The following is a 12,349-nucleotide window of genomic DNA, read 5'->3' as shown; positions in this document are numbered from 1 at the left end:
GTATATTACGCCTTCCTCATTCAGAGTCAAGCGTTTATTTTCGCTTTTCTCTGTCGGCGTTCATCTCTGAACCCCTGCTGTCACGGCGGTTTGTAATCCGTTGTTCCGTGTCAGTGGAGGCGCATTATAGGGAGTTCTCTGACGGTGACAAGCATAAATATGAAAAAGTTTTCCGTTCGCTTACTTTTCGGTCTTTACGCTGATTAAAGCCGCGAATCGCTGGTTAAACGTGCGATTTGATGGGCGAAACTGGCAACCTGGGACCAGTCTGTGTAGACCACTTCTTTACGCGTATCGGTTTCACCGCCCGTCATCTTCATAATGAGGCGAATCATAAAGCGGTCGTACCAGCGATAACGCGGATAACGCAGCGCCCCCGCAAAGACCGCGCTCACCGTAGGATGCCAGGGAGAGCTCAGCAAAAACTTACGCGTATAGCTGTTCGTCTGCGGCGTACGCTTTTCCGCTTTACGGGCCACCAGGTTCACAGAGTAGAACGCGCTCGGCAGGCCATTCAGTGCTGCCGTATGCTTTTTCACAAAACGATCCAGAGCCGGATGGAAATGGCCATAGCGAATCGATGCGCCGACCACCACGCGGTCATACTCCTGCCAGGCAATCTCTTGCGTGCGGTTCAGATTGATGACATCGGCATAGATGCCCTGCTCTTTGAGCTCTGATGCCAGATATGAAGCAATCTCACGCGTTTGTCCGTCACGTGTGGAAAATAGAATTAATGTTTTCACAAACAACTCCCTTTATTCGCGCCAGAAGGTTGGCGTAAAGAGGACCAACAGCGTAAAGACCTCAAGACGTCCGAACAGCATGTTGGCAATCAGGATCCACTTCGCGGTTGGATTCATGCTGGCAAAATTATCCGCCACCACGCCAAGCCCGGGTCCAAGGTTATTCAGCGTGGCGACGACTGAGGCAAACGCCGAGAAGTCGTCGACACCCGTGGCAATAATTGCCAGCATGCTGACGATAAACACCAACGCATAAGCAGAAAAGAAGCCCCACACGGCTTCAAGGATGCGCTCCGGCAGCGCGCGGTTGCCAAGCTTAATGCTGTAAACCGCATTGGGATGCACCAGACGCTTAAGTTCGCGGTTACCCTGTTTAAACAGCAACAGAATGCGGATTACCTTTAACCCGCCCCCGGTCGATCCGGCACATCCGCCAATAAATGCAGAACACAGCAGCAGCACCGGCAGGAACAGCGGCCAGCGGGCAATACTGTCGGTCGTGAAGCCGGCAGTGGTCGCCATCGACACCACCTGGAAGAAGGCCTGATTAACAGTGGTAACTGCTGAGCTATAGACATCATGCAGCCACAGGACCAGGGTACAAATGACAACCAGCGTGAGCTGCACGCCGATAAACATCCGAAACTCCGGATCGCGCCAGTACACCTTCAGGTTGCGGCCGCTTAATAAAGAGAAGTGCAGGCCATAGTTACAGCCGGAGATCAGCAGGAAGATAGCGATAATGGTGTTGATCGTTGGGCTGTCGAAATAGCCAATACTGGCATCATGGGTAGAGAAGCCGCCAATCGCGATGGTGGCAAAGCTGTGGCCTATTGCATCAAAGGCTGGCATCCCGGCGAACCACAATGCTAGCGCACAGGCGATAGTTAGCAGAACATAAATGAACCACAGCGTTTTCGCCGTTTCGGCAATACGCGGGCGCATTTTGTTATCCTTCAGCGGTCCAGGCATTTCCGCACGGTACAGCTGCATCCCCCCGACGCCCAGGATCGGCAGAATAGCCACGGCTAATACGATGATCCCCATACCGCCGAACCACTGCAGCATCTGCCGGTAAAAGAGGATAGCGTGAGGCAGTGAGTCCAGCCCCACCAACGTGGTGGCGCCGGTGGTGGTCAGCCCGGAAAAGGATTCAAAGAATGCATCAGTGACGGTTAAATTGGGCCGTTCAGAGAAGATAAAGGGCAACGCACCCACGCTGCCCAGCACGGTCCAGAACAGCACCACGATAAGAAAGCCTTCGCGGGATTTCAGTTCACCTTTTTCCCGGCGGTTAGGCCACCACAGCAGGGAGCCAATCACCAGCGCAACAAAAAAGGTCTGTGTAAAGGCTCGGCCCGCACCATCCCGATAAATAAGCGCCACCAGTCCCGGGAGGATCATCGTCCCGGAAAACAATATGACCAACAATCCAACGATTCGGGTTATGGCACGAAAATGCATTCTGCCGCTTCCTTAGGTATTCAATAAGTAAGGGGGGGATTATTCTTCAATCGGCCGTAATTGCAACGCACCACGACTAAAATCAGCCAGTTTTGCTGAAAACGCCGGAAGCGACGCCTGAGGCAGCGCCACTCGCAGTTGTACCGTTACCTGGTAATCACTGTGTACAATCAGGCCCTGATAAAGCTTCAACAAGGCTTCGATGCCGGATAACTGGGCGTAATCGCACAATAAAGTATATTCGGTTAGCGGCGTTTTGCGGAGCGTTGTGAGGAGATTGAGCGCCTGCTGAACACCGCCGCCATAGGCCTTCACCAACCCACCCGTTCCTAACAATACGCCGCCGTAGTAGCGCACCACGACGGCGGTTATCTCGCCAACCCCACAGCCCATTAGCTGAGAGAGCATCGGTTTGCCCGCCGTACCCGCCGGTTCACCGTCATCCGAGAAACCGAGCTTTTGCGAATCGTCAGGCGGCCCGGCTACCCACGCCACGCAGTGGTGGCGGGCGTCGGGATGTTCCGCACGTACCGACTCAACAAAAGCTTTTGCCGACTCCACGCCGTCGGTATGCGCCAACAGCGTGATGAAACGGCTTTTCTTGATCTCTTCCGTAAAGGTGACCGGCGCTGCCGGTATGAGCCAGCTTTCCATTACGCCAGCTTCAAATCTCGCGTCATGTTTTCTGTACCGTTTTCGTGGATCACCACGTTATCTTCGATACGGATCCCGCCAAACGGCTTCAGGGCGTCAATTTTCTGCCAGTTGAAGTGTTTGCTGAACTGCCCTTCACGCCACGGCGCAAGCAGGGACTCAATAAAGTAGATGCCCGGCTCGATAGTCACCACCATGCGCGGCTGCAGAATACGGGTGCAGCGCAGATAAGGATACTTCGACGGCGCCGCCAGATGCGTGCCGGTATCGTCCTGCATAAAGCCTGCGGTGTCGTGCACCTGTAGACCCAGCGGGTGGCCAATACCGTGCGGCATAAACGGCCCGGTCAGGTCGTTGTCGACCATCGCCTCTTCGCTCATGTCGTTGAGGATCTGATGCTTACGCAGCAGCTTCGCAATACGCTGATGGAACTGGATATGGTAATCAACGTAGCTCACGCCGGCCTTCAGGGTGGCAATCAGGGCCAGTTGCTCGTCGTTCACGTCTTTAATCAGCTGTGCAAACTCGGTATCGCTGTTGCCGGCCCAGGTACGGGTCAGGTCAGCGGCATAGCCGTTATATTCCGCACCGGCATCCAGCAGGAAGCTGCGCATTTCGGATGGCGCACGGTGGTCGAGTTTGGTGTAGTGCAGCACCGACGCGTGTTCATTCAGCGCCACAATGTTGCTGTACGGCACGTCAGTATCCCGGTGGCCGGTCGCCGTCAGGTAAGCCTGGTTGATATCGAACTCGCTCATGCCGGACAGGAAGGCTTCATGGGCCGCACGATGGCCGTTAACCGCCGTTTTTTGCGCTTCACGCATACACGCCAGCTCATAGTCGGTCTTATAAGAGCGGTAATAGTGCAGGTAATCAATCACGCCTTTCGGGTTGATATTATCGGCGGAAATATCCAGACCACGCGCACGTTCAGGCACTGGACCGATGTAGCCGATATTGCCGCGTGCAGCAGGTAACTGGCTGCCAATACCATCAGCTTTCGGCAGCGCGATAACCTCAACATCTTCCGTCCAGAATGAGGTCGGCAGCGGCTCCACGTTATGCCAGTATTCAACCGGCAGATAGAACCACAGTTTCGGCTTGTTCACGCCATCCACCAGCAACCAGCAATTGGGAACCTGTGTTACCGGTACCCAGGCTTTAAATTGCGGATTAACTTTAAACGGATAAGCGTGATCGTCGAGAAAGACATTGAACAGTTCGCCAGAGTGGATGAGCAGCGCATCCAGCTTAAAACGAGTCAGTACGTCGCGGGTACGTTCCTGTAACGTAACAATATGATTCTTATACAGCGCGGCCAGTGAGTCCATCTTAGTTCCTTTTGTTTTGACCTCAAGTCACCGCATCTTAGCACACCTCAGAAAAGCTGCGTGATCTGCACCGAGCGTGATCGAGCCTACAATTATTTAATGAGTAATTTGCATTTCATTAACATAAATCCCACACTCCGATTCATCTGGTATGACCAGATCCTATTGCTGGATTCAGGAGACTGACATGCTCTACAAAGGCGACACCCTGTACGTAGACTGGCTGGAAGGTGGCATTGCCGAACTGGTGTTCGACGCCCCCGGCTCAGTGAATAAGCTGGACACCGCGACCGTGGCCAGTCTTGGCCATGCGCTGGACGTTCTGGAAAAACAATCCGACTTAAAAGGTCTGCTGCTGCGTTCAGAAAAAGCGGCGTTTATCGTCGGTGCAGACATCACCGAATTCCTCTCGCTGTTTCAGGTTCCGCAAGAGCAGTTGAGCCAGTGGCTGCATTTTGCCAACAGCGTCTTTAACCGCCTGGAAGATCTGCCGGTCCCGACTATCTCTGCGGTGAATGGCTATGCGCTGGGCGGCGGCTGCGAATGCGTGCTGGCGACAGATTACCGGCTGGCGACGCCGGACCTGCGCATCGGTCTGCCAGAAACCAAACTGGGCATTATGCCGGGCTTCGGCGGCTCCGTCCGTCTGCCGCGTCTGCTGGGTGCCGATAGCGCGCTGGAGATCATTGCCGCCGGTAAAGATGTCAGTGCCGATCAGGCCTTAAAACTCGGGCTGGTTGACGGCGTCGTTAAACCTGAAAAGCTGCTTGAAGGAGCGGTAACGATTCTTCGCCAGGCGATTAACGGCGATCTGGACTGGAAAGCAAAACGCCAGCCGAAGCTGGAACCCCTGCACCTAAGCAAAATTGAAGCCACCATGAGCTTTACCATTGCCAAAGGCATGGTGATGCAGACGGCGGGCAAACACTACCCGGCACCGATCACTGCAGTGAAGACTATTGAAGCGGCGGCAAAGTATGGCCGTGACGAAGCACTGAAACTCGAAAACCAAAGCTTCGTACCGCTGGCGCACACCAGTGAAGCGCGCGCGCTGGTCGGTATTTTCCTGAATGACCAGTACGTGAAAGGTAAAGCGAAGCAGCTCACCAAAAACGTCGAGACGCCAAAGCAGGCTGCGGTACTGGGCGCAGGCATTATGGGCGGCGGCATCGCTTATCAGTCCGCGTGGAAAGGCGTCCCGGTGGTGATGAAAGATATCAACGATAAATCGCTGACGCTGGGGATGACCGAAGCCGCCAAGCTGCTGAATAAACAGCTCGAGCGCGGCAAGATAGACGGTCTGAAGCTCTCCGGGGTGATTTCAACCATTCACCCGACGCTGGACTACAGCGGTTTCGATCGCGTGGATGTCGTCGTCGAAGCAGTGGTCGAAAACCCGAAAATTAAAAAGGCCGTACTGGCAGAGACGGAAGATAAAGTACGCCCGGATACGGTGCTGGCATCCAACACCTCCACCATTCCGATCGGCGAGCTGGCCAGCGTCCTCAAGCGTCCGGAAAACTTCTGCGGAATGCACTTCTTTAACCCGGTGCACCGCATGCCGTTGGTCGAAGTGATTCGCGGGGAAAAAACCTCTGACGAAACCCTCGCCAAAGTGGTGGCATGGGCGAGCAAGATGGGCAAAACCCCGATAGTAGTGAATGACTGCCCGGGCTTTTTCGTCAACCGCGTTCTGTTCCCGTATTTTGCCGGTTTCAGCCAGCTGCTGCGCGATGGCGCGGACTTCCGCAAAATCGACAAAGTGATGGAAAAGCAGTTTGGCTGGCCGATGGGCCCGGCTTATCTGCTGGACGTGGTCGGCATTGATACCGCGCATCACGCTCAGGCCGTGATGGCGGCAGGCTTCCCGCTGCGGATGCAGAAAGATTACCGTGACGCGATCGACACGCTGTTCGAGTCCAGCCGTTTTGGTCAGAAGAATGGCCTTGGCTTCTGGCGTTATAAAGAAGACAGCAAAGGCAAGCCGAAGAAAGAAGAAGATGCAGCCGTGGACAGCCTGCTGGCTGAGGTAAGCCAGGCGAAGCGCGATTTCAGCGACGAAGAGATTATCGCCCGTATGATGATCCCGATGGTCAACGAAGTGGTGCGCTGCCTGGAAGAAGACATTATCGCCAGCCCTGCCGAAGCAGATATGGCGCTGGTCTACGGCCTTGGCTTCCCTCCATTCCACGGCGGCGCGTTCCGCTGGCTGGATACGATTGGCAGCGCCAGATATCTCGATATGACGCAGCAGTATGAACATCTCGGCGCGCTGTATCACGTACCGGATGGCCTGCGTAACAAAGCGCGTCATAACGAAGCGTACTATCCCCCGGTTGAGCCTGCCCGTCCGGTTGGCGCACTGAAAACGGCTTAAGGAGTCACAATGGAACAGGTTGTCATTGTCGATGCAATTCGCACCCCGATGGGCCGTTCAAAGGGCGGCGCATTTCGTAACGTACGTGCAGAAGATCTCTCCGCACATCTGATGCGTAGCCTGCTGTCGCGTAATCCGGCGCTTGCCGCCACTGCGATTGACGATATCTACTGGGGCTGCGTACAGCAAACTCTGGAGCAGGGTTTTAATATCGCCCGTAACGCGGCGCTGCTGGCGGAAATTCCGCACTCAGTACCGGCGGTAACGGTCAACCGCCTGTGCGGTTCATCGATGCAGGCGCTGCACGATGCGGCCCGCATGATCATGACCGGCGATGCGCAGGTCTGCATGATTGGTGGGGTGGAACATATGGGCCACGTCCCGATGAGTCACGGCGTTGATTTCCATCCTGGCATGGGCCGCACCGTGGCGAAAGCCGCGGGAATGATGGGCCTGACGGCAGAAATGCTCTCGCGCCTGCACGGCATCAGCCGTGAAATGCAGGACAGCTTTGCCGCCCGCTCTCACGCCCGCGCCTGGGCCGCGACGCAGTCCGGCGCATTTAAAAATGAAATTCTCCCGACCGGGGGACACGACGCCGACGGCGTGCTCAAGCAGTTTTACTTTGACGAAGTGATTCGCCCGGAAACCACGGTGGAAGCCCTCTCCACGCTGAAACCAGCCTTTGATCCGGTCACCGGTACCGTGACGGCGGGCAGCTCTTCTGCCCTTTCTGACGGTGCTGCGGCGATGCTGGTGATGAGCGAAAGTCGCGCCCGCGAACTGGGTCTGACCCCGCGCGCGCGCATCCGCTCGATGGCCGTGGTCGGTTGCGATCCGTCGATTATGGGTTACGGCCCGGTTCCGGCGTCCAAACTGGCGCTGAAAAAAGCCGGGCTTTCCGCCAGCGATATCGACGTGTTCGAGATGAACGAAGCGTTTGCCGCACAGATCTTGCCATGCATTAAAGATCTGGGGCTGATGGATCAGATTGACGAGAAGATTAACCTCAATGGCGGTGCGATTGCCCTGGGTCACCCGCTGGGTTGCTCCGGCGCGCGTATCAGCACCACGCTGATCAACCTGATGGAACGCAAGGATGCCCAGTTTGGCCTGGCGACTATGTGTATTGGGTTAGGTCAGGGGATCGCGACGGTCTTTGAGCGAGTGTAAATCTACGAGAGGTATCTCACAGCCAATGGCGCCACCGCAGTTATGGCGTCATTGGCGAAGCAAGACAAGTTTAGTTGCCGTTTTCCCGCCTGTCAGGGGCGGGTTTTTTTATGCTTAGATAAAGGCAAACGCGTCGCCGAAGAGGCGATCTTCACGCGCGTGACGTTCGTTGCAGAACAGGTCACGGGCAATTTTTGCCATTTCGAAGCGGCCCGCGATATAGATATCGTGGTTAACCAGCGTGCCATGATCCTGCAGAACGGCCGTTAACACGGTACCGCTGCGACCACGCCAGCCCTCTTCCGGCTGCTCGACCACCGGCTCAACGCGCAGGTTCGGGTGCGTAATGCTCAGTGATTCCAGTTCAGAGAGATCGTAAAGGTGCTTCTCTTCACGGCCACCCCAGTAAATGGTGATATCGCGGTTCGGATTACGTGCCAGCGCCGTCAGCAGAATGGAGCGCACGTAAGAGAAACCGGTGCCGCCCGCAATCAGGATCAGCGGACGTTCTTCGTCATCGCGCAGCCAGGCTTCGCCATGCGGGATATCAATCTCGATTTCACTCTCTTTCAGGATGCGATCCATCACCGCCATCGCATACAGGTTGAGCTCTGACGCCCCTATGTGCAGCTCGATAAACTCTTGCTCATCCGGCGTGGACGCCATTGAGAAAGGGCGCTTATCCCGCTCATCCATCACCACCATCAGATACTGGCCCGCGCGGAAAGAAAACGCCGCTTCAGGCACTAAACGGACGCGATATACGGTGTCGGTGATAGCGTCTACCGAGGTCACTTTACAGCTTAAGGTTGTCATTCGCTCTCTCTGTCGGGAAGTCTATAGGGCATAACGGCTGCGTTCAGGCATCTTTACCGTTATTCAGTATGGCCAGTTCATCCCAGATGGCGTCAATACGCGCCGTCACTTCGGGATCTTTTTTGATCGGACGGCCCCATTCACGCTGAGTCTCGCCGGGCCATTTATTGGTGGCATCCAGTCCCATTTTTGAGCCAAGACCGGAAACCGGCGAGGCAAAATCCAGATAATCAATTGGCGTGTTTTCTACTAACACCGTATCGCGCGCCGGATCCATACGCGTAGTGATCGCCCAAATCACATCATTCCAGTCGCGGGCGTTGACGTCATCATCACAGACGATCACAAACTTGGTATACATAAACTGACGCAGGAAAGACCATACGCCCATCATCACCCGTTTAGCGTGACCCGCGTACTGCTTCTTAATGGTCACCACGGCCAGGCGGTATGAGCAGCCTTCCGGCGGCAGATAGAAATCGACAATTTCCGGGAACTGTTTTTGCAGGATCGGCACGAACACTTCATTGAGTGCAACGCCGAGAACCGCGGGTTCATCAGGCGGACGACCCGTGTAAGTCGAGTGGTAAATCGCATCCTCACGCTGAGTGATGTGCGTGACGGTAAACACCGGGAAGCTGTCCACTTCGTTGTAGTAACCTGTGTGGTCACCGTAAGGCCCTTCGGGCGCCATTTCGCCTGGCTCGATATAGCCTTCGAGTACGATCTCCGCGCTGGCGGGCACTTCCAGATCGTTGGAAACACACTTCACCACTTCGGTTTTGGTGCCGCGCAGCAGTCCGGCGAAGGCATATTCAGAGAGGGTATCCGGCACCGGCGTAACGGCCCCCAGAATGGTGGCCGGATCGGCACCCAGCGCAACCGCGACAGGGAAGCGTTCGCCCGGATGGGCTGCGCACCACTCCTGATAATCAAGTGCACCGCCGCGATGCGACAGCCAGCGCATGATCAGTTTGTTTTTGCCAATCAGCTGTTGGCGATAGATACCGAGATTCTGACGCTCTTTATGCGGACCGCGCGTAACGGTCAGGCCCCAGGTTATCAGCGGCGCGGCATCTTCTGGCCAGCACTGCATAATGGGGATACGCGTCAGATCGACCGCCTCACCTTCCACGATTTTCTGCTGGCACGGTGCGCCACGCAGCCTTTTGGTCGGCATGTTCAGCACTTGCTTAAACTGCGGTAACTTATCGAAGAGGTCACGAAAACCTTTTGGTGGCTCGGGTTCTTTTAAAAAGGCCAGTAGCTTACCGACTTCACGCAACGCAGCGACATCCTCCTGCCCCATCCCCATCGCCACGCGTTTTGGCGTGCCGAACAGGTTACAGAGTACCGGCATGGTATAGCCTTTCGGGTTTTCAAACAGAAGCGCCGGACCGCCCGCCCGCAAAGTGCGGTCAGCGATCTCTGTCATCTCCAGAATGGGATCGACAGGAAGGGTGATACGTTTGAGTTCGCCCTGCTTTTCCAGCAGCGCCAGGAAGTCGCGTAGATCGTTGTATTTCATGAAGTTAGTCATGGCCTCTCTGTAAGCGCTTCATTATACGGTGTAAGGCTGCGTGATGCTGTAATTTTGTTAAATTAGCGTGAAGATTCGCGGTCACAGCGCCGTTTCCCCATTATAATCAACTTAGCCATCGCGCCAGGGTTTTGGTATGCTTGCCCCTATAACAAGCGGAAAAGAGTCATTATGCAGGCCTGGTATCTACTGTATTGTAAGCGTGGGCAGCTTCAGCGCGCTCAGGAACATCTTGAACGTCAGGGGGTGAATTGCCTGACGCCGGTGATTACACTGGAAAAAATGCTCCGGGGCAAGCGCACGACAGTCAGCGAACCGCTATTCCCAAACTACCTGTTTGTCGAATTTGACCCCGAGGTGATCCACACCACCACCATTAATGCGACGCGCGGTGTAAGCCACTTTGTACGTTTTGGTGCGCACCCTGCAATGGTACCCTCGACCGTAATACATCAGCTTTCCGTCTATAAGCAGCCAGAAGGCATTACCGATCCCGATACCCCGTTCTCCGGTGATCCTGTGGTGATCACCGAGGGCGCTTTCGAAGGGCTGGTCGCTATTTTTGCTGAGCCGGACGGCGAAGCCCGCTCCATGCTGCTGCTCAACTTATTGAATAAAGACGTTTTGCAGAGCGTGAAAAACACCAGCTTCCGTAAAGCTTAAAACTGTACGCCAAACAGACGACGTACGTTGTCATCCGTCTGTGCAGCCAGCCACTGCGGCTCTTCTGCGCGCCAGGAGGCGATCCGCTCAATAATATGCCCCAGATAAGCCGGTTCATTGCGCCGCGATTTCGGTTTTGGACTGAGATCGCGCGGCAGCAGGTACGGCGCATCCGTCTCAATAAGTAGGCGATCGGCGGGGATAACCGGGAGTAGTTCTCGCAGTTCCAGCCCGCGCCGTTCATCGCAGACCCAGCCCGTGATCCCCAGATATAACCCGCGATCCAGACAATCCAGCGCCTCCTGTCGGGAGCCGGTAAAGCAGTGCAAGACCGCACCAGGCAGTTTATCCAGCCAGGGTTCAAGCAGCGCCAGAAAACGGTCATGCGCATCCCGGCAGTGCATAAACACCGGCATGCTTAGCTCTGCCGCCAGCGCAAGCTGGGCGCTAAAAGCGTGTTCCTGCTCAGCTGGCGTGGAGAAGTTGCGATTAAAATCGAGGCCGCACTCACCGATAGCCACCACTTCAGGCGAGGCCGCCAGAGCACGCAGGGTATCAAAACTTTCCGGCCCCCACTGGCTGCTGTCGTGGGGGTGAACACCGGCGGTAGACCAGCAGTGTGGATAGCGCTGCGCCAGCTGTCGCGCCTGGTCGCTTTCATGAAGATTGGTGCCTGTCAGCAGCAGGCCATTTACCCCTGCGTCGAATGCCCGGGTGACCACCTCATCACGATCGTGAGCAAACTGCGAGCTGGTCAGGTTCAGACCGATATCAAACATGCTGTCTCCCATATGACAACCGCCCTGACGGGCGGCTGGTATTATTCTTCAGTGGTGTGTTCCGACTCTTCGTCGTGATCCGCTCGTCGCTTACCGACATAGAAGCGCGAGAAGAACAGGCCGACCTCAAACAGACAATACATCGGTATCGCCAGCAGGGTCTGCGAGAAAACATCCGGCGGCGTCAACAGCATGCCGACAACGAAAGCCCCCACCAGAATGTACGGCCGCTTTTTACGCAAGTCGTCCGGTGTGGTTATCCCCACCCAGCACAGCAGCACGATGGCGACCGGCACCTCAAAGGCCACGCCGAAGGCCATAAACAGCGCCATCACGAAGCTCAGGTAGCTGGCAATATCCGTCGAGACCTGCACGCCTACCGGTGCAGTATTTGCCAGGAAGCCAAACGCCAGCGGAAAGACCACGAAGTAGGCAAACGCCATGCCGATATAAAACAGCAGAGAACTGGATACCAGCAGCGGGATCACCAGCCGACGTTCATGCTTGTACAATGCGGGAGCAATAAACGCCCAGACCTGGTAGAGGATCACCGGCGCAGAGGCTATCAGCGACACCCAGAAGGTGAGCTTAATTGGCGTAAAGAACGGCGAGGCGACGTCGGTGGCAATCATGGTTGCGCCCAGCGGCATCTGCTTAATCAAGGGTGCAGAGACCACCTGATAGATGTCGTTAGCGAAATAGACCAGCCCTAAGAAAATGAGGCAAACCGCAATAATGCAGTTCAGCAGGCGTTTGCGCAGCTCGATGAGGTGCGCAATCAGCGGTTGAGTTTCTTCTACTGCCAT

11 protein-coding genes are annotated in these 12,349 nt (G+C 55.6%); 3 read left to right on the top strand and 8 right to left on the bottom strand.

What is annotated here, in order from left to right; all coding sequences use genetic code 11:
• Nucleotides 1-203: 203 nt before the first annotated feature.
• Genes hemG through pepQ form a run of 4 tightly spaced genes read right to left on the bottom strand, consistent with a single transcriptional unit; the run spans nt 204 to nt 4,195 of the window.
• Entirely contained in the window at nt 204-746 is a 543-nt protein-coding gene (gene hemG / locus ACRDD5_RS19615; RefSeq protein WP_271280630.1) for a menaquinone-dependent protoporphyrinogen IX dehydrogenase, read from the bottom strand.
• 12 nt (nt 747-758) lie between these two features.
• The gene (gene trkH / locus ACRDD5_RS19610; RefSeq protein ID WP_271280631.1) at nt 759-2,210 is read right to left on the bottom strand and encodes a Trk system potassium transporter TrkH; all 1,452 of its coding nucleotides are present in this window, start codon (nt 2,208-2,210) and stop codon (nt 759-761) included.
• Nucleotides 2,211-2,249: 39 nt separating this feature from the next.
• Nucleotides 2,250-2,864, bottom strand: a complete 615-nt coding sequence (locus tag ACRDD5_RS19605; protein ID WP_271280632.1) for an IMPACT family protein — start codon at nt 2,862-2,864, stop codon at nt 2,250-2,252.
• Nucleotides 2,864-4,195, bottom strand: coding sequence for a Xaa-Pro dipeptidase (gene pepQ / locus ACRDD5_RS19600; RefSeq protein WP_438677735.1), 1,332 nt, complete (start codon nt 4,193-4,195; stop codon nt 2,864-2,866). Before pepQ ends, ACRDD5_RS19605 begins: the two co-directional genes overlap by 1 nt.
• Nucleotides 4,196-4,382: 187 nt before the next feature.
• Between pepQ and fadB the strand changes: the two genes are divergently transcribed.
• Together fadB and fadA are read left to right on the top strand one after the other, a co-directional pair.
• Nucleotides 4,383-6,572, top strand: a complete 2,190-nt coding sequence (gene fadB, locus ACRDD5_RS19595) for a fatty acid oxidation complex subunit alpha FadB (RefSeq protein WP_438677734.1) — start codon at nt 4,383-4,385, stop codon at nt 6,570-6,572.
• Between the two features lie 9 nt (nt 6,573-6,581).
• A complete protein-coding gene (fadA, locus tag ACRDD5_RS19590) occupies nt 6,582-7,745 on the top strand; it encodes an acetyl-CoA C-acyltransferase FadA (protein WP_271280635.1) in 1,164 nt (387 codons plus the stop codon).
• Between the two features lie 114 nt (nt 7,746-7,859).
• Here fadA and fre read toward each other — a convergent pair whose 3' ends face one another.
• Entirely contained in the window at nt 7,860-8,561 is a 702-nt protein-coding gene (gene fre / locus ACRDD5_RS19585; RefSeq protein ID WP_271280636.1) for an NAD(P)H-flavin reductase, read from the bottom strand.
• A 43-nt stretch (nt 8,562-8,604) separates the two neighbouring features.
• Nucleotides 8,605-10,101: a 4-hydroxy-3-polyprenylbenzoate decarboxylase gene (gene ubiD, locus ACRDD5_RS19580; RefSeq protein ID WP_271280637.1), complete on the bottom strand. Its 1,497-nt coding sequence runs from the start codon at nt 10,099-10,101 to the stop codon at nt 8,605-8,607.
• Between the two features lie 171 nt (nt 10,102-10,272).
• On the opposite strand from ubiD, the gene rfaH reads away from it, so the two are divergent.
• Nucleotides 10,273-10,764, top strand: a complete 492-nt coding sequence (rfaH, locus tag ACRDD5_RS19575; RefSeq protein WP_271280638.1) for a transcription/translation regulatory transformer protein RfaH — start codon at nt 10,273-10,275, stop codon at nt 10,762-10,764.
• Here the strand turns inward: rfaH and tatD are convergent.
• Complete coding sequence (gene tatD, locus ACRDD5_RS19570; protein ID WP_438677733.1) at nt 10,761-11,543, bottom strand: 3'-5' ssDNA/RNA exonuclease TatD; 783 nt, start codon at nt 11,541-11,543, stop codon at nt 10,761-10,763. The two genes, rfaH and tatD, sit on opposite strands and share 4 nt — an antisense overlap.
• A gap of 41 nt (nt 11,544-11,584) precedes the next feature.
• Nucleotides 11,585-12,349 (bottom strand): Sec-independent protein translocase subunit TatC, encoded by a 765-nt coding sequence (gene tatC, locus ACRDD5_RS19565; RefSeq protein ID WP_271280640.1) that lies wholly within the window; start codon nt 12,347-12,349, stop codon nt 11,585-11,587.

Source organism: Silvania sp., assembly GCF_051656365.1.
In the GTDB taxonomy this organism is placed as follows: domain Bacteria; phylum Pseudomonadota; class Gammaproteobacteria; order Enterobacterales; family Enterobacteriaceae; genus Enterobacter; species Enterobacter hatchlandensis.
This window is presented reverse-complemented; position numbering and strand designations above follow the sequence as displayed.